Source organism: Paenibacillus sp. BIHB 4019 (assembly GCF_002741035.1).
In the GTDB taxonomy this organism is placed as follows: domain Bacteria; phylum Bacillota; class Bacilli; order Paenibacillales; family Paenibacillaceae; genus Pristimantibacillus.
Genome location: NZ_CP016808.1, coordinates 972,195 through 990,924, shown reverse-complemented (window position 1 = coordinate 990,924; position 18,730 = coordinate 972,195). Strand labels below are relative to the sequence as shown.

Genomic DNA, 18,730 nt, shown 5'->3' with positions numbered 1-18,730 from the left:
ATAAGCGGATTATAAGGGTGAAACTTATGAATTCTTATATTTTAAACAAACCAAACCCGAGAGGATGATTCATATGAAAAAGAATAAATTTCGCGAGATGCTAGGAGTTTTGCTCATTTGCTCGGTCGTATTATCGGCTTGCAGTACTTCATCGCAAGCATCAACAACAGCAGCGGTTACTACATCAGCCACTACCGCAGCAGCTGCGGCGAGTTCGCAAAGCGGCGAGACCACTGCTGCTGCGCCAGCAAGCGTTGCCGTATCGGATGTAGTTACGTTCGATGAGGCGGACAAGGCGGTGGATTGGAGTGCCGAGACGTCGACGGCCATTAAGCTGAACGGAACAAGCGCAGCTGTTACCGGCTCGGGTGCAAAAGCTTCGGGCAGCACCGTAACGATTTCGGCAGCCGGCACCTATGTGCTAAGCGGAACACTGAGCGACGGGCAAGTTGTCGTGGATGTACAGGATGACGGGGACGTTCATCTCGTGCTTAATGGAGCTAACATTCATGATAACGACAGCGCTGGAATCTACATCAAGGAAGCGGGTAATGTAGTCCTTACGCTGCAGGAAGGTACGGAAAACACGATCTCCGATGGCGCAACTTACGTTTTCGCGGATGCTGCTACGGATGAGCCAAGCGCAGCTATTTTCAGCAAAGCGGATCTGACGATTAATGGTACGGGCAAGCTGTCAGTAGTAGCAAGCTACAATGATGGAATCACAAGCAAAGACGATTTGAAAATCGTATCTGGAACCATCGACATCACGGCTGCAGACGACGGCATTGTCGGTAAGGATATGGTTGCTATTGAGGATGGCACGGTAACGATTAAAGCTGAAGGAGACGGCATTAAATCGACCAATGATACGGATGAGGGCCGTGGATTTATCGCTATTGCGGGTGGAACGTTCACCATTGAAGCTGGCAATGACGGCATTCAAGCTGAAACGGAACTGATTGTGGATGGCGGCACCTTTAACCTCGTAACAGGGGGAGGCAACGTGAACGGTGAAGTGAAGCAGGAGGAAGGACCAGGCGGCATGGGCATGCAAAGAGGCGGAATGAACGCCACTTCGGCAGCCGGCACATCTGCCGACGCAGCGGCGACAGCAACTACGGAAACGACGGAAACCGGATCAACGAGTGCTAAAGGGGTGAAGGCGGGCGGAGATATGACGGTCAACGGCGGTACGTTTACGATTGATTCCGCAGATGATGCCTTGCACAGCAACAGCAATGTGACGGTAACAGGCGGAGAATTTGAAATCGCGACTGGCGATGACGGCATTCATGCCGACGCACTGACAACGATTGCCGGAGGCAGCATTAACATCACGAAAAGTTACGAAGGCATTGAAGGAGCAAACATTACGATCTCCGGCGGCGAGATTCATGTCGTTGCTTCCGATGACGGCATCAATGTAGCAGGCGGCAGTGATGAAACGAGCGAGGCGGCAGGTGGCCGGGCTGATCAGTTCAGCGCTTCGTCTAATAACCTGCTCACCATTAGCGGCGGAATTGTAAATGTAGATGCTGCTGGCGATGGCCTTGATTCGAACGGCTCGATTTCAATGACGGGTGGCACTGTAAGTGTGAATGGTCCAACTATGAACGGCAATGGTGCATTGGACTACGACGGCACCTTTAACATTAGCGGAGGAACGCTGGTTGCAGCAGGAAGCTCAGGAATGGCTCAGGCTACTTCTGAAGAATCCAGCCAATTCACCATCAGCATGACGTTCTCTCAAGCTCAGCAAGCAGGAACATTAGTCCATCTTCAAGATAGCGACGGCAACACGATTATGACCTTTGCCCCATCGAAAAACTATCAATCTGTAGTCATTAGCTCACCGGAGCTTGCGCAAGGCGGTTCCTACACCCTCTACACAGGCGGAAGCTCGACCGGCAGTAATACAGATGGCCTGTATACGGATGGTGCCTATACAGGCGGAACGAAAGTGACCGATTTCGAAGTCTCAAGCAGTGTAACTTGGCTGAATGAATCCGGCGTAACGACTGCCAACAGCGGAGGCGGCTTCGGCGGCGGCGGTGGAGGCGGAAGACCTCAAGGCGGAGGCCGATAATAACGAAAATAGATAAAAAAATGCCCTTTCGGACATCTTATCCGAAGGGGCATTTTTTTTCTGTTATTGGCATTTTCATCAAACGCTTTCATTTTCGGAAGGTTGCGATTAAAGGAACGGAATTAGGGCCGTTATCAGAAAATTCACAATGAAACCCGAATGATTAAAGAACGCCTATTGTAAATGTTCGTTTTAAATCATTGACAAACAAGGAAGCAATTGATTAAAATGAGTTTCTAAAAATAGATGCATCAGTGCGCAGTATAATTTGACTTTAGGAGGCTAGTGAATAGCGATGGAACGATTTTTTCGCTTGAAAGAGCATGGTACGAACATTCGTACGGAGATTATGGCAGGACTGACGACCTTCATGACCATGGCGTACATACTGGCTGTTAATCCGATTGTGCTCACACCAGCCGGATTTGACTGGGGAGCCGTATTTTTGGCCACGGCACTGTCAGCAGGCATTTTCACGATTGCCATGGGGCTGTTCGTTAATTTCCCTGTAGCTCTCGCACCAGGAATGGGGCTTAATGCGTATTTCGCAGCTACGGTTATTTCTTCACAGGCGACTGGAAAACCGATTTCCATCGCAATGGGACTTACAGCGGTTTTTATTTCGGGTATTATTTTTATTATTTTGACCGTGACTCAAATCAGGCAAATGCTGATTACAGCCGTGCCAGACAGCCTTAAGCATGCGATTACTGTCGGTATCGGCTTGTTTATCGCGATTATCGGCCTTAAGGGCAGCGGCATTATGACGATTGCCGTATCCAGCTTCACGGATATTAAGCAGGGAGCTTATACCGACGTATCGGGATCGGAGACGGTCATTCACCTCGGCAGCCTGCACAATGGTACGGTAGCACTTACGGTTGTGGCGCTGTTCATTATCGGGATAATGATGGTGCTTCGCATTCCTGGGGCGATTTTGTGGGGGATTTTGCTCACGACGGCGATTGCGATTGCTATTGGTCAGGTGAACGTCAGCGAGAAGCTGAGCGGACAAACATGGGTGCCTGATTTTTCGAAAATGAATTTGTTCCACTTTGATTTCCCTGGTGTATTGGAAGTTGGCCTCGTGACCGTCATTCTGACGTTTACATTCGTCGAGCTGTTCGATACCTTCGGAACGCTTGTCGGCACGGCAAACCGCGCTGGCTACATGAAAGATCCGGTGGAAGGCAAGAAGCGCATCGGCAAAGCGATGTTCGTCGATGCAATCGGCGTTAGCGGCGGCGCAATGCTCGGAACGAGCACAGTGACAGCGTTTGTGGAAAGCTCCTCCGGTATCGCGCAGGGCGGACGTACAGGCCTTACCTCGGTTACGACAGGTATCTGCTTCCTGCTGGCTGTGTTCCTCTCGCCGCTCGTTGCACTTGTGCCTCCAGCAGCTACGAATGCGGCTCTCATTATTGTCGGCGTGCTGATGATGCAGTCGATCAAGGAAATTGATTTTTCGGATATGGTTTATGCAATTCCGTCATTTTTGACGCTCGCTTTGATGCCATTTACGTACAATATTGCGAACGGCATTTCGTTCGGTATCGTATCGTACGTTGTATTGGCCTCGGTTGCCAACCTGTCAGGCAAAGCCAAGGAAAAATACCAAATTCACTGGCTCATGTGGATACTCGCCGTGCTTGTCATCGGGCGTTACGTATTCATGGGCGGCGAATAAACAACAAAAAGCGTTCAACCCGCTCGTGCAGCAGGGTTGAACGCTTTTTTTGACGTTTAATAAGGATAGAGAAATTCGTTCAAGCCATTACTTGAAAAACAGGAAGCTCGTTGGCAGCTTGCGGAGCTGGCGATCGGAAGGGCTATTAATGACGCTGCCGTTCCAGATCAGCGACGAGGAGCCGCCGCCATCGAGATTGAAGCCATTCACGGCGCCGTAGCGCTTAAGTAAAATTTGCAGCTCCTCCAGCGTCGCGCCGGAGCTGCCATTCTCGTTATAGCCATCGGCAACGAGAAGTAGCAGCTGATTGTCCTTGTAGTTCGCGATGACCGTGCGCGGTGCGCGCTTCGGGCTGTTTTTCCACTTATCGGGAATCGGCATGGCGGCACCGTTTTGCAGCAGAACAGGCACGAACGATGCGCCAAACTTCATATGCTGGCTGTCGAGCTGCGCCTTGCTCGTGAATTTTCCGCCGACGAGCTCATTATCCTCGTTCAAGCCGACAAAAAATAAATCGGCAAACGACGGCTCGAAGCCATTCACATATTCGCCGTCCATCATCGTCGTGCTTAGCGGGTAGCGAACGCCCTGGGCGTCTGCGAAACCGCCAGCATTGATGCCGATATACGCGCCGAGGCGTTTCACCGCTGCGAGCGTCGTCTCCGCGCCGCCATACTTGTCACCGCCGAGCGACATTTTCATCGCATCGTCTGATTTCAGCTCGATTTTCACCGCATAGCTTTGAAAGTTTTGCGTCTTGATTTGGAAGAGCTGGGCGCGAAGCTTGTCCGTATTAACGGTAGCCGACGGTGCTCCAAGCTTGCTCGTAATGAGCTGGTCGTAAATTTCAAGCGGTATGCGGGCTTGGGCAGCTGCGGTGCTGGCGATTTGCTTCATTTCCGCATTGGTCCGATTATATAGCGTAATTTCCTTCTTAATCAGATTTCCCGTCTGCTCGGCTGTTGTACGAGCCTGCTCCAGTCCCGCCGCTGTCTTCGAGGTGAAGGCTGCGGGCTCCTGCCGCTGCGTTTCAGCCTCGTGAACGGGAAAAGCAGTAGTAGACAGCTCAACGGCCACCTCCGACAGCAGCAGCCAAAGCAGCATGCCGAGAAAAGGGGTACACGCGAGCAGCATCGTCCTATTGAGTGCTTTTACGGATACATTCATTTCAACACATCCAGATTTTTTTGCAGTTCGTTTAGCTTCTTCTTCACTTCATTAAGCTGGGTATACAGCTTGTTGCTGTTGTCGGTCTTGGAATCGGCATTATCCTTCGTAAAGGTCAACAGCTCATTCAAGGCATCCACCTTGGCATCGAGCTGGGCCAGCTCCTCCTTATAGGATGCTTCCAGCTTGTCCATCCGCTGCGTGTAGTCCTGCTGCATCGCCGCGATTTGCGCGGACGTCTGGCGCTCCAGATCCGCTGCGACTTCGCGCTGGATTTTGTCGCTGTACCACTTGGCGCCCATAATGCCGCCGGAGATAAGAATGATCCAGACGATAACGAATACGAAAAAAGCGCGATTGCTCCGTTTGCGCCGCCGCAGCGGCTCATGGTGGCTGGAAAGCTCAGCTTCTTGCAAGTTGCTCATATTTTAACGTTCACCTCATTTTAGAAAGTCATATTGTGTGCTGCAACGAGGCTGAACGAACTGCAATCGTAACCTGACTTGTACGGCTATAGTATTGGACGGAAAAAAAGCCATTTTGTTGCGCGTGTCACTACATTGTAACAAAGAATAGGGCGCAGGTCTTGTTGTCCTTTTGCGGAGGCTGGCAGTTGAGGTATAATAAGGGTCAGGCAATTGTATAGCAGCAGCGGCTGCAAGCAAGCCTGTAAAGGAGGCTGTATAGACATGTCAGTTGAGTTTAATGAAACCCAGAATGAGTCATCATCATATGAAAAGGCGATATTCGCCGGAGGCTGTTTCTGGTGCATGGTTTCTCCATTCGAGGAGATGCCCGGCATTATCGAGGTAGTATCGGGCTATACAGGCGGTCATGTGCCGAATCCAACCTATGAACAAGTCTGCTCGGAGACGACAGGCCATACCGAAGCGGTGCAAATTACATTTGATCCGGCGATTTTCCCCTATGAGAAGCTGCTTGATGTTTTTTGGCAGCAGATCGATCCGACCGATCTGGCTGGCCAGTTTGCGGATCGCGGCAAATCGTACCGTCCCGGCATCTTTTATTATAGCGAGGAACAACGGGTGAAGGCGGAAGCCTCGAAGAAGGCGCTTGATGCAAGCGGCCGATTCGATAAGCCCGTCGTAACTCCGATTGAACCGGCGCAGCCTTTTTATTTGGCGGAAGATTATCATCAAGGCTTCTACCGTTCAAATCCGCAGCGCTACAAATCTTACCGCAAAGGCTCTGGACGTGAGGATTTCCTCGCAAACCATTGGCAATATAAGAAGAGTCTGGGAGAGCTGAAAGAGCGATTGACGCCTATTCAGTTCGAAGTAACGCAAAACAGCGGCACGGAGCGGGCATTTACCGGCGAATATTGGGATCATAAAGAAGAAGGCATTTATGTGGATATCGTATCGGGGGAGCCGCTGTTCAGCTCGCGCGACAAGTTCGATTCCAGCTGCGGCTGGCCAAGCTTTACGAAGCCGATTCAGGAATCGAAAGTGACGGAGCACCGCGATATCAGCCATTTTATGATTCGCACGGAAGTCCGCAGCAAGGCGGCTGATTCGCATCTGGGACATGTTTTTAATGATGGTCCTGGACCGAGCGGCTTGCGCTACTGCATTAATTCCGCAGCTCTGCGTTTTATTCCAAAGGATCAACTTGAGGCAGAGGGCTATGGCGAGTATGCGGCCTGGTTGAAGGCTTAAATGGAGGAATGGGGGAATGGACATGCAAGTGGAAGAAGCGATAAGGGGAAGACGTACAATCGGAAGGGTCAAACAGGACCCGATTGATCGCCGTCTCATTGAAAAGCTGCTGGAGGCGGCTAGCTGGGCGCCGAGCCACCATAATACGCAGCCATGGAAATTTATCGTCATGACAGGAGAGGGCCGTGCCAAGCTGGGCGAAGGCTACGCGCGCGTTGCGCTGGCTTCGCTGGAGACTGGCATAGGTACCGCTCTTGAGGACCGACTGGCGAAGGAGCGCTCTAAAGCCTACCGTGCGCCTGTCGTCATTGGCGTCGTATGCTCGCCGGCAGAGGACCCGCGCGCTGTGTATGCGGAAGAGCTGGCGGCGGCGCAAGCCGCTGTGCAGAACCTGCTGCTCGCTGCCCATGCGAATGGGCTGGGCGCCATCTGGCGCTCAGGCGAGCCGATGTACCATCCGCTAATGAAGGATACGTTTGGCCTTGATGCGGAGGAGCAGTTTGTTGCCCTTATTTATCTCGGATATCCAGATATGCAGCCGCTGGAAGCGAAGCGGACATCCGTCTCCGATAAGACGGTATGGCTGGAAGGGTAAAATGAATCATAGATTGGAATAGCCGAAGGCCCAAGCCTTCCTGAACCGCATCACCATGCGGGGATGGGAGGCTTTTTGGCGTGGAACAGCAGCCTCCGGACACTTAAGCCGCTAAAAAAGTCGTGAAACTGGCAGTGATAGGTCGTCCAAGCGGCGGCAGCGCGAGGGAAGGCCAGACTACAATGAAGAAAAACAGATGAGCAGCCTGGTAAACAACCGAGAGCTGGGTTACTGCCCTTCAAGTGGAGGAACTAAATATGCTATTTTCTAATCCTATATTAAGCGGTTTTTATCCTGATCCGAGCGTGTGCCGTGTCGGGGACGATTATTACTTGGTGACGAGCTCGTTTGAATACTTTCCAGGCGTTCCGATTTTTCATAGTACGGATTTGGTCAACTGGAGGCAAATCGGGCACTGCCTGACGAGAGAAAGCCAAGTACCCCTGCACGGAAGCCCAAGCTCCAGAGGGATTTTTGCGCCGACACTAAGGCATCACAATGGGCGCTTCTATATGATTACGACGAATGTATCGGTAGTCAAAAATTTTTACGTTTGGGCGGACAGCCCGGAGGGTCCTTGGTCGGAGCCGGTATGGCTTGAGGACTGGCCGGGTATCGATCCGTCGCTGCTCTTCGATGCGGATGGGAAAGTCTATATTACCGGAACGAGCGTTATGTTTGGCGGTGAGCTTCCGGGCATTTACCAGGCAGAGCTGGATTTGCAGTCGGGTCATCTGCTTAGCGAGCGGAAGCTGATCTGGGAAGGAACAGGCGGTTCCTTTCCTGAAGGGCCGCATCTTTACCGAATCGGCGCGTGGTACTACCTCATCATTGCCGAAGGCGGTACCGAATACGGGCATATGGTCACTGCGGCGAGGAGCAAGGAGCCGTTTGGCCCGTTTGAAAGCTGCCCGCATAATCCGATTTTGACGCAGCGCAGCACCGATAACCCGATACAGGCGACCGGACATGCCGAGCTTATCCAAATTTCCGAGCAGGAATGGTGGGCGGTGTTTCTTGGCATCCGCCCGATAGGCTACCCGGCGGCGCATCATTTGGGCCGCGAAACGTTTGGCGCGCCAGTGACCTGGACTGCGGACGGCTGGCCGATCATTGGCAGCCACGGCCGGGCGGCATTAGAGCTGGAGGCGCCGTCATTGCCGCTCAGCGAGCAGGAAGCATGGCAGGAGCTGGATCATTTCAATCAACCGCAGCTCGCACTCAGTTGGAATTTTTTGCGGAATCCGAGCGAGTCAAGCTGGTCGCTTGCGGAGCGACCGGGCTGGCTTGCGCTGCACGGCAGCGCCTATACGCTGGACGATGCGGAGTCGCCTGCATTTGTTGGGAGGCGGCAGCAGCATTTTAAGGCAAAATGGTCGACTTTAATGGCATTTCAGCCGCAGCAAGATGGAGAGGAAGCGGGGATGACGGTGCTCATGAATGAGCGCTACCATTATGAAATTGCACTCGCCAGGCTGGAGGGCAAAAATCAGGTGATTTTGCGCCGCCGGATCGGAAGCCTTTGGAAAGTGGAGCATTCTGCGGATTACAACGACTCTCTTATCGAGCTTGGCATTGCAGCAAATGAAACCCATTATACGTTTACCTATTCAGTACCGGATGGGCAGACGCATGTATTAGGAACGGGAGAATGTGCCATGTTATCCAAAGAGGTAGCTGGCGGCTTTACAGGTGTGTATGCCGGACTTTATGCAACGGGAAATGGAAAAAACAGTACAGCGCCAGCGTATTTCGACTGGTTCAAATATGAAATAGAGGCATAGAAGGAAGCGTATGGCAGCTGGGAGCGATTTTCGACAAGGTTTTCGACAAATTTCCCGATAAAGATTGATCTTCCTTCCTAGAGCGTGCTAAGTTTCATGATAATGGCATTGATATTATGGCCTATTATCGATGTAGTCGCGGAGAACGGGGGGCTTGTGAATGAACAGTCGATTGAAAATTTTATCGTGGAGCTCGATCCGGACGAGATTGATCACCAGTGTTCTGCTGTTTACACTGCCGCTTATTGTATTGCTGCTGTATAACAGCTTCTATTCGATTGATGTCGTGCGCAATCAGGTGGCCAATTCGAACCGGAATATGATGACCTTGTATATGGATCAGATCGACCAGAGCTTGGAGGATGTGGATCAATATGTGAACAGCATCGCCGCTGTTGATCCGGATTTGCTCGTAATGGGCACGACAAGGCAGCCAGATGAATATTATATGGCGAAAATCAGCCTGTCCAACAAGCTGTCGCAAGCGCTGGCGATTTATAAAAGCATGGATGCTTTTTTCGTATATTCGGATCAGGAGAAGGAATTAATGCTTAGTCCGCAAGTGGGCAGGCCTTTTGAGGAACGGGAACGGATGCGGGTGTTCTTAAACCAGCTGATGCTCGATAAGAACAGCAACGGGAGCCTGCTGCATGCTGCCGATTGGAAAATTACGCAGTTGAACAATCAATATTATATTTATCATATCGTGGAATCGGGCGGCAGCTACATTGGTGCCTGGGTGAATGCGAACCGATTAATTGGCGCATTGGGGCTGATCGATCTGGGGGAGAAGGGACAGTCGCTGCTGACGACGAGCGGCGGTATTCCGCTAACGACATCTAGTCTGCTTCAGGATCATGGCATTGAGCTCAATCATAGCTTGGCTGATTATTATATGACCGGGGATAAAACCCGGTTTCTTGTCGTAGGCTCCCCTTCGCTTCGGGGGGATTTTAATCTGGTAGCCGTTATACCGGATGAAAAAATACTTGAAAATCTCCCTTATTTGCGGAGCCTGATTACCTTTGTTGCGCTAGGCTCGCTGATCATTTTACCGCTTGGACTGCTCATGCTGCGCCGGGAAATATTGCTCCCGCTGAACCGGATTTTGGCGGCGATGAAGCGGATACGCGAAGGCAATCTGGACGTCCGAATCAAGGCCGCTCCTAGCGCCGAGGAGTTCAAGCTAGTTAACGAAACGTTCAATACGATGATGGCGGATATTCAGCAGCTGCGAATTGATGTATACGAGGAGCAGTTGAGCAAGCAAAAGGCGGAATTGCAGCATTTGCAGCTGCAAATCAATCCCCATTTTTTCATGAATTCTCTTAATATGATGTACAGCCTTGCCCAGGTGCGCAATTATGAACTGATTCAGGAGCTGACCCTCTGTCTGGTAGGCTATTTCCGCTATATGTTTCGCAGCAATCTCAGCTTCGTTTCCTTGAAGCAGGAGCTGGATCATGTAAGCAATTATGTCCGCATTCAGGAGCTGCGTTACCCGGACAGCCTGACAAGCAGCATGGAGGCGCCTGATTATTTGATGAATGCCAGCCTGCCGCCGCTCATTATTCAGTCCCTTGTTGAAAATGCCGTAAAATATGCCGTAACGCTGGATGAAGCGGTGCATATTCATATTCGCATCGAGCTTCTGGATACGACCGATGAACCCAAAATGCGAATTGTCGTGCAGGACACCGGCAAAGGCTTTGATGAAGAGGTATTGAAGGAGCTTCAGGAAGGAAGAAAATTAATGCGGGAACAAGGCGGTCAGGTCGGCATTTGGAACATTTGCGAACGGCTGCGGCTGCTTTATGAAGGCCGGGCGCAAATATCATTCGCCAACGCTCATGGTGGAGGAGCGATTGTTGAAATCACCCTGCCGATGAATGCAGAGACGGAACATAGCTAGCGAAGGGGGAATTTACATGTATTCGGTACTCATAGTCGATGATGAAGTGCATGCGGTCAAGGCAATTGAATCGGCCATCGATTGGGACAAGCTTCAAGTGAGCGAAGTGTATACCGCCTATAATATCCGCCAAGCGAAGGAAATATTCGAGCAGCAGGCCATCGATCTGATGCTGTGCGATATTGAAATGCCGCAGGGCAGCGGATTGGAGCTGCTGGAGTGGGTGCGGGAGAAATACCCGAAGACGGAGTCGGTGTTTCTGACCTGCCACGCTGATTTTGAATTTGCGAAGCAGGCGATGAAGCTCGGCAGCCTGGATTATATTCTCAAGCCGATTCCCTACGCGGAGCTGGAGAAGGTTATTGTCAAAGCGACCGACAAAATCAACAAGGACAGCGAGCTCGCCCAATTCAGCGAATACGGGCAATATTGGTTTAAGCAGCAGCCGATTATGACGGAGCGGTTTTGGCTGGACATTTTGAACCAGACGATTCCAGCGTATGAAACCTCGATTAAAGAGGCGGCTACCGAGCGTTATCTGCCCTATATGGAGCATTTGCGGCATCTGCCAATTCTGATCTCGGTTCAGCGCTGGCGCAAAAAGCTGTCGGTACGCGATGAAAAAATTATGGAAATCGCCCTGCGCAATGCGGCGGAGGAGACGATTTTGAACCATGGCGCAAGCGGGCATTTGGTGCAATGGGAAAAAGACAAGCTCATCGCGCTGCTGCCGATGGAGATCAATGATGAGCCGGAGCTCGCCGCCTTGCGAGATGCCTGCTCCTTGTTTATTTCCGCTTGCAATGCCTACTTCTATTGCGATCTTTCCTGTTACATTGGCGAGCCTGTGCCTAGCTACCAGCTGTCGGCGATGGCTAGGCGGCTTGCAAATCTCGATCAGAACAATGTTGCGCTTAGCAATATCGTTTTGCATACTAGCGGCAGATCAAGCCTGACGCCCGAGATGAAGCTGCCCGATTTAAGCCTGTGGGCTGTACTGCTGAAGGAAGGCTCCAAGGACAAGCTGCTCGCGGCAATAGACGCTCATCTTAAGGAATGCATTCGGCTGGGAACGCTTGATGCAAAGCGGCTGCACACGTTCCATCAGGATTTTCTGCAAATGATGTATTATATGCTCCAGTTGAAGGGCATTCAGGCCCATCAATTGTTTGGCGATGACGAGTCGATTGAGCTGTCGGGCCGGGCGAGCCGTTCGGTGACGGACATGTATGCCTGGATCGACCATATTGTGACCAAAGCGGCGGATTATGCGAAGTCTGTTGAAGAGACTCAGACGGTAGTCGAGCGGGTCATTGCTTATATTAAGCTGAATCAGAACAAGGAAATTACGCGCGAGGAGCTGGCGAATCATGTGTTTTTGAACCCGGACTACTTAACGCGCATTTTCAAAAAGAAAACAGGCTTGTCCATTTCCGATTATTTGCTCAATGAACGACTGCTTGTAGCAAAGGAGCTGCTGATGCAGACGGATATGCCGGTCAGCGCGATAGCCGTTCACGTAGGCTATGCGAACTTCTCGCATTTTTCAAGGATGTTTAAGAAGTACGCAGGCGTCAATCCGCTGGAATTCAGGCAAAACTATGAGCTCGAGCAGCAGGGCCGTTGAAATGGTCGGAAAACGCTTACCAAAAAGTCGTCTGCGGGGCAGTAGCGGGTATGGGGATTCTCTACAATGAGGATAGATTCACTCGTTAGAGACGAGCCGAATCTCGATACTATAAAGCATCGGGGGAATTACGAATGAGAAGGATAACAACAATGATCAGCTTGGTCCTCGTGCTGGGCTTGGTGCTGAGCGCATGCGGCGGCGGCGGCTCGGGAAGCAATGGAGAGGCGGGCACAGGCACAACCGGCGGCAACAGCTCCGGCGGCAAGACAGAAGCGGCGACTGAACTAACCGTTGCGTACATTACGTTTGGCAACACGCCTACGGACCTGCAGGCGGTACAAGACGAGCTGAGCAAGCTGACTAAAGAGAAAATTAATGCGACTGTGAAGCTGCTGCCAATCGGCATCGGTGCATGGAATCAGCAAATGAACCTGATGCTGACAAGCAACGAGAAGCTGGACCTGATCGTTACCGGCAGCAGCCCAACGCTTGGTTATGCCCCGCAAGTGGCGAAAGGCCAATTGCTGCCTCTGGATGACCTGCTTGAGCAATATGGACAAGGGATCAAAACAGCCGTTGGAGAAGAGTTTGTTAAAGCGAGCAGCATTGGAGGCAAAATCTACGCTGTGCCTTCGATCCGCGATCTCGCGCTCAACTATGGCGTATTGATCCGTAAGGATTTGGCAGACAAATACGGCATCGATGCTGCAAAAATCAACTCCATTGATGCATTGGAAGACATGATGAAGATTATGAAAGAGAAAGAACCGAACATGGCTGTAATCGCTCCGGGTACGGCAGGGGCATCCATTGCAGAGTATTTGTACAAGCTGGATAAATTGGGCGACGGTTATGGCGTGCTGCTTAATAATGGACAGGATGACCTGAAGGTCGTCAACTATTATGAGACACAAGAATATGCCGATTTGCTAAAACGCATTCGCGGCTGGTACCAAGCCGGGTATATTTTAAAGGATGCGGCAACGAATAAAGAAAGCATCGCCGATCTGATTAAAGCTGGCCGTACCGCTGCTTATGTAGCGAACTTGAAGCCGGGCATTGAAATGCAGGAGTCGCGCCTCGTCGGCACGACAATTGCTAAAGGCGAAATTACAGAGCCTGTAGCCAAAACAGAAACGGTAACGAATATTATGTGGGGAATTCCGCGCAACGCGACGAACCCAGAGGCATCCATGAAATTCCTAAATCTGATGTATAGCGACAAAGATGTAATTAACCTGATTGACTGGGGTATTGAAGGCAAGCATTATGTCAAAACAGACCAAGAAAACGTCATTAAATACGCTGACGGTGTAGATGCCAACAACAGCGGCTACAATCCGAATACAGGCTGGTTGTTTGGCAACCAGTTTATGTCCTACACTTTTGAAGGCGACAACCCGGATATTTGGAAAGAAACAGATGAGTTCAACAAAAATGCTACAAAATCCAAAGCGCTGGGCTTCACCTTTGATTCCGCATCGGTTAAAACCGAATATGCTTCGGTAACGAATGTTCTGAATCAATACCGATTGGGTCTGGAAACAGGTACGCTTGATCCGGACAAAACACTGCCAGAATTTATCTCCAAGCTGAAAGCAGCAGGAATCGAAAAAATCGTAGCCGAAAAACAGAAGCAGCTTGATGCATGGGCGGCAGCGAAATAAAATAGGCCAAGCAATCTGGCGCAAACACAAGCAACCGCCAACCCTCCTCGTGAGGGTCGGCGGTTGCTTGTGTTTTGCCGACTATGCTTCGATTTCCAGTCCAATGCCGAGCTCCCGAGCTTTTTGCACCCAATAGTTCGCTGTTGCAATATCAAAGACGGCCATTCCCATCGGGCAAAATAGAACGGGCTCAGCCGGGTCGAATCCAGCAAGCGCGCTGCGGCATACGACATCGGCGAGCGAGCGGGTACCTTCTTTCGCGAGCCCCCGCGCCTTATGCAGCAGCTCAATGTCGGTGTTTTCCCGGCATACCTCATCCCAATCATCGACGATGATGGCGTTTACGCTGCTCAAGGCTGCTGCGGTGTAGTCGCGCAGCGAAACGTCCAGCAGCAGGCTGCCTGGAAGGGGCGGAAGATCGATGTAGCGCCTGTCGCTTACCGTACAAGTAATAATGACGTTGCAGCGGCTGTATAGCTCTTGCCAGCTGCCTGCCACCTTCGTTCGTCCACGTAGTCCGACATTTTTGCCAGTGTCGGCTGTATCGGTACCAGCAGTGCTGACAACATCGGCAGCAGCAGCTGCGGCGAGGTTGATATCATCCAGCTCGACTCCGCGAATGTCATAAACGTAAGCTTCATCGATTGTTTCGCCGAACAGCTGCCCGCACATGTCGTAATGCAGCTGGCCGACTGGGCCGAAGCCGATAATGCCGAGCGTTATGCGCTGCGGCTTGCTTGGCTGCTGAGCGCTGCGCGCACGCAAATAATGGCGAAGCAGCACAGCGCTAACGGCAGCTGTCCGTGCTGCGCTCGGCAGGGATGCATGGACAATCGCATACGGCATGCCCGTGTCTGCATCATTCAGCACCAGCAGGCTATGCGCTCTGGGCAGTCCGGCCTGCAGGTTGCCAGGGAAGCTGGCAATCCACTTTATGCCGGCTGTGTGCATGCTGCCGCCTACATAGGCGGGCATGGCAATGATTCGGTTTGCCGCATGGCCGCCGTATCGCAAATAAGGCTTTACCGGCTGGGCATAATCGCCGCTATCCATCACATGCACCGCATCTTCAATGCGATCCACCAGCTCCTGCCAATGGAGTCCAGCGGCACGGATATGTTTTTCCCCAAGGTAAATCAAGCTCGTTCTCCTTCCTCATGGCGGAATTGCTGCTCAGCCCAATCATCATTGTAGACCGTATCCATATAGCGTTCGCCGCGATCATGCAAAATAACGGTGCAAATAGAGCGATCCGGCAGCTCATGCATCATCGATTGAAGGGCAAAAATAACGGCGCCGGACGATGGCCCGGCCAAAATCGCCTCCTGCTTCACCAGCATCCGGCAGCCAGCAACCATATCGGCATCGTTCACTTTTATCGCATAGTCCATAAATCGGTTTTGCCCGAACGGAGGGATGATGCCGGCTCCGAGGCCCGGAAACAATCTGCTCCCACTGACACCGCCAAAAATAACGCTGCCCGCCGCATCGACCGCCACAATTTTCGTATCCAGCTTATGGTCGCGGGCATACAGCGCGCACCCGAGCATGGTGCCGCAGGTGCTGACGCCGCCAATGACATAATCGACGCGGCCCAGCGCCTGTACAATTTCCTGCATGGTGCCTTCATAATGAGACAAATAATTATGTTCATTGTTGTATTGATTCGGCCAATAGCTGCCCGGAATGTCGGCAAGCAGCTGCTGAACGCGGTTCAGCCTGGCAGGCAGAAACTCGCCTGTGTCCGGGTCAGGCTCCTCAACGAGCTCAATGTCGGCGCCATAAGCGCGCATAATGCGGATGTTTTGCTGCGTCGTTCTAGGGTCTACGACGCTAATAAACCGCATCCCGAGATAGGAGCAGATCGCGGCGAGGCTGATTGCCATATTGCCCGAGCTGGATTCGACAATGACAGAGCCGGGCCCGATGCGGCCCTGCTCCAAGGCCGCAGCAATAATGCGAGCGGCGGAGCGGTCCTTCGCGCTGCCATTCGGGTTAAGCATTTCCAGCTTGGCATGCACGGTAATGCCGCGATCATTCGCAAACAGCTTTGATAGCTGGACGAGCGGCGTCTGGCCGATACAAGAAAGCCAATCTTTTCCCATGGGCGATTAACGCCTCCTAAAAATAAAGTTTTTTCGACTTGACCGCTCCCCGCTCAAGCGTCTCATCCTCCGCTGCCCGCGTCACCACGATGCCGGACAGCATGCGACCCCGAATCATTTGGCCAATCGCTTCAATTTTTTGCTCAATGGCTTGCTGTATAACGGCAAGCATGCCATCTTCCAGCATTTTGCTGCGAATATGGATGGACAGTTTATTGTCGCGAATCCGGACGCGCAGTTCGGCGTCGCTTACGAATTGCTGAACGACGCTTTCAATGTCGTAGAGGCTTATTTTTTCCCCGTGCTTCAGATCGGTTCCGATCCGTTTCGAGATACAGCTGAATGTTTGCCTTGCCCGACCGTCAATCGTGACCGTGCCGAAGTCCCTAACCACATCGTAGGTGACATAACGGACGGCGGGAAACAGAGCACGCTTGAATGATGTAAGCACAAGCACCGTTTCATTGTCCTCGAGCGTATCAAAGCGTGGATCTACTTCGTCTGCACGGAGCGCTTCGGCATGGATGCCAGCATCCAGTACATAAACGCTATGCTCGTGAGAGTAGGAAGCAATGGCGCCGATCTCGATGGAGCCGTAGGTGTCGAGAATATCGCTCGCGATGATGCCGAACCGCGCAGCCATATTGGACTGCCAAGCTGGAGGCGCAATTTCGCCGACAATAATGATTTTTTGTATGCCGAAGGCCTTCGGATCTGGTGCGGCAGAAGCGATGGCGTCGAGAATGGAAGGCATCGTATAAAGCAGCTGCGGGCGAAAAGTGGCGAGGCGCTTGATATGTTCTTCTATCGGCAAGGCGAAGGAAAGCGAGTCTGCTTGGAAGCCAAGCTGTCGAAAAATCGTAATGGCCGTGCTAGCCGCATGTCCCGTTCCCATATCGGCAAGCGCCCTTGTGACAACTGCCGGGCCCCTTGCCAGCCACTCCCGGAAGCAGGCCGCTTTGCTGGCGATATATTGCTCATCATCCTCCGGAGAATAATAAATCGCTTTGCGTATGCCCGAGGACGTTCCCGACGTACGGTACACGGAGAGTCCGGCTTCCGTCCGCAGCTCCTGCGTGAAATAATGCGCCTCCAATTTGTCCGCCGTCATCAGCGGCAGTTGTGGCAGTACGGCGGCGTTTGGATCAATGCCTCGCTCTGCAAGCAGCTCTCCATACCAAGGATGAAAATGGCAAATAAGCGCAAGCTGCTGCTGAAGCGTATGTTTTGGCTCCATCTATGCATATGCCTCCTAACTAACGGACCGCTGGCGGTCACGTATTGGAAATCCAAGCAAAACGACTTTGTCGTCCTTCTGGGACAAGCGAAGGGCTTTGCCCTAGAATTCTAAGCGGATATAAGGATGAAACTTATAAATGCTTAGAATGGAACAAACATTCTGACAGGCTGCCTTAATTAAGCATATGAAGCCGCTGCATGATGGTTCGTTCTATGCCGACAGCGGCCTACAACCATTTTTGAAAAGGTTCGTATGCTAATAGGAGACTGGAATGGAGGGGTAAAGTGACGAGGAACAGAAAGATAGCGAAGGGTTTGCGAGCAAGGAGCCATAGCGGCAAGGGAAGCAAAAGTGTACGTACCAAAGGCCGGATTATTGGGGACAAGTGGAGCAAAACGATTGCGATGCGGAAGGATCTAACGCTGAAGAAGCACATCCCGCGGACGAAGCTGGCGACTAAGGACGGCCTTCGCAGCATGCTCGCGCAATATGGAATGGTGTATGTAAAGCCGACTAGAGGCTCGCAGGGGCGCGGCGTCATGAAGATGGAGAAGCGCAAAGCGAAACCGAAATACTCGTATCAATTAGGCTTGAAAAAATCGACCTTTACCACATACACGGCAGCTTACCGTGCGATTCACAAGGATATGAAGGGGAAGCGTTATTTGGTGCAGAAGGGCATTCGCCTGCTTAAGCATAAAAGCCGTCCCTTCGATATTCGGCTTATGGTGCAGCGCGCTCCGCAAGGTGGCTGGGAGGCGACGGGAACGGTCGGCAGAGCCGCGCATCCGCGCAAAATCGTCACAAACGGCAGCCAGGGCGGCACGATCTATTCAACTGTACATTTGCTGAAAAAATATGCGGGTCCCGCAAGGCGGAAGCGGCTGCTGAAGCAGATGGACCGGCTCGCCCTGCGAACCGCGAAGCTGCTGCGCCGCACATCTCCCGGCATTAAGGAGCTCGGGCTCGATTTTGCAATTGACGGCAAGCTGAAGCCGTGGATTCTTGAGGTGAATACGGTGCCTGATCCATGCCCGTTTTCGCTGCTCGCGGATCAGACGATGCTGCGGCGTATCGTCCGGTATGGCAAAGCATACGGCAAAACGTATAGCCTGAAATGTAAAAAGGCGAAGCGCGGAAAATAAGCGAGGAGGCCGTAGCTATCGCGAGCAGGT

Annotated in this window: 14 protein-coding genes; 9 read left to right on the top strand and 5 right to left on the bottom strand. The window is 52.0% G+C overall.

All coding sequences use genetic code 11. The annotated features are described in order from the left end of the window. Nucleotides 1-73 precede the first annotated feature (73 nt). Together BBD42_RS04265 and BBD42_RS04260 are read left to right on the top strand one after the other, a co-directional pair. Entirely contained in the window at nucleotides 74-2,089 is a 2,016-nt protein-coding gene (locus BBD42_RS04265) for a carbohydrate-binding domain-containing protein (RefSeq protein WP_099517143.1), read from the top strand. Between the two features lie 295 nt (nucleotides 2,090-2,384). After that, nucleotides 2,385-3,776, top strand: coding sequence for an NCS2 family permease (locus BBD42_RS04260; protein ID WP_099517142.1), 1,392 nt, complete (start codon nucleotides 2,385-2,387; stop codon nucleotides 3,774-3,776). 87 nt (nucleotides 3,777-3,863) lie between these two features. Here the strand turns inward: BBD42_RS04260 and BBD42_RS04255 are convergent, their stop codons facing one another. Beyond that, nucleotides 3,864-4,943 carry a phosphodiester glycosidase family protein gene (locus BBD42_RS04255; protein ID WP_099517141.1) on the bottom strand — a complete coding sequence of 360 codons (1,080 nt, stop codon included), beginning with the start codon at nucleotides 4,941-4,943 and terminating at the stop codon, nucleotides 3,864-3,866. Beyond that, entirely contained in the window at nucleotides 4,940-5,368 is a 429-nt protein-coding gene (locus BBD42_RS04250; protein ID WP_099517140.1) for a hypothetical protein, read from the bottom strand. The genes BBD42_RS04255 and BBD42_RS04250 overlap by 4 nt, the downstream gene beginning before the upstream one ends. A 264-nt stretch (nucleotides 5,369-5,632) precedes the next feature. Between BBD42_RS04250 and msrB the strand changes: the two genes are divergently transcribed. The 6 genes from msrB to BBD42_RS04220 all read left to right on the top strand — a co-directional run bounded on the left by msrB (nucleotide 5,633) and on the right by BBD42_RS04220 (nucleotide 14,210). After that, nucleotides 5,633-6,622 (top strand): peptide-methionine (R)-S-oxide reductase MsrB, encoded by a 990-nt coding sequence (gene msrB, locus BBD42_RS04245; RefSeq protein ID WP_099517139.1) that lies wholly within the window; start codon nucleotides 5,633-5,635, stop codon nucleotides 6,620-6,622. Nucleotides 6,623-6,644: 22 nt separating this feature from the next. Next, complete coding sequence (locus tag BBD42_RS04240; protein ID WP_099521446.1) at nucleotides 6,645-7,217, top strand: nitroreductase family protein; 573 nt, start codon at nucleotides 6,645-6,647, stop codon at nucleotides 7,215-7,217. Between the two features lie 257 nt (nucleotides 7,218-7,474). Then, nucleotides 7,475-9,001 carry a glycoside hydrolase family 43 protein gene (locus BBD42_RS04235; RefSeq protein ID WP_099517138.1) on the top strand — a complete coding sequence of 509 codons (1,527 nt, stop codon included), beginning with the start codon at nucleotides 7,475-7,477 and terminating at the stop codon, nucleotides 8,999-9,001. Nucleotides 9,002-9,161: 160 nt separating this feature from the next. Continuing rightward, the gene (locus BBD42_RS04230; protein WP_099517137.1) at nucleotides 9,162-10,913 is read left to right on the top strand and encodes a sensor histidine kinase; all 1,752 of its coding nucleotides are present in this window, start codon (nucleotides 9,162-9,164) and stop codon (nucleotides 10,911-10,913) included. A gap of 16 nt (nucleotides 10,914-10,929) precedes the next feature. After that, nucleotides 10,930-12,540, top strand: coding sequence for a response regulator transcription factor (locus BBD42_RS04225; protein WP_099517136.1), 1,611 nt, complete (start codon nucleotides 10,930-10,932; stop codon nucleotides 12,538-12,540). Between the two features lie 152 nt (nucleotides 12,541-12,692). Continuing rightward, complete coding sequence (locus tag BBD42_RS04220) at nucleotides 12,693-14,210, top strand: ABC transporter substrate-binding protein (RefSeq protein WP_237163365.1); 1,518 nt, start codon at nucleotides 12,693-12,695, stop codon at nucleotides 14,208-14,210. Between the two features lie 81 nt (nucleotides 14,211-14,291). Here the strand turns inward: BBD42_RS04220 and BBD42_RS04215 are convergent, their stop codons facing one another. From BBD42_RS04215 to BBD42_RS04205, 3 genes are read right to left on the bottom strand one after another with little or no spacing between them, the layout of a single operon-like run. Continuing rightward, nucleotides 14,292-15,350: a 2,3-diaminopropionate biosynthesis protein SbnB gene (locus BBD42_RS04215; protein ID WP_099517134.1), complete on the bottom strand. Its 1,059-nt coding sequence runs from the start codon at nucleotides 15,348-15,350 to the stop codon at nucleotides 14,292-14,294. Next, nucleotides 15,347-16,315, bottom strand: a complete 969-nt coding sequence (gene sbnA, locus BBD42_RS04210) for a 2,3-diaminopropionate biosynthesis protein SbnA (RefSeq protein ID WP_099517133.1) — start codon at nucleotides 16,313-16,315, stop codon at nucleotides 15,347-15,349. The genes BBD42_RS04215 and sbnA overlap by 4 nt, the downstream gene beginning before the upstream one ends. Before the next feature lie 16 nt (nucleotides 16,316-16,331). Then, nucleotides 16,332-17,552 carry a phenylacetate--CoA ligase family protein gene (locus tag BBD42_RS04205; RefSeq protein ID WP_099517132.1) on the bottom strand — a complete coding sequence of 407 codons (1,221 nt, stop codon included), beginning with the start codon at nucleotides 17,550-17,552 and terminating at the stop codon, nucleotides 16,332-16,334. A 287-nt stretch (nucleotides 17,553-17,839) separates the two neighbouring features. Here BBD42_RS04205 and BBD42_RS04200 point away from each other — a divergent pair, with 287 nt between their 5' ends. Beyond that, nucleotides 17,840-18,700 carry a YheC/YheD family protein gene (locus BBD42_RS04200; RefSeq protein WP_237163364.1) on the top strand — a complete coding sequence of 287 codons (861 nt, stop codon included), beginning with the start codon at nucleotides 17,840-17,842 and terminating at the stop codon, nucleotides 18,698-18,700. Nucleotides 18,701-18,730 lie beyond the last annotated feature (30 nt).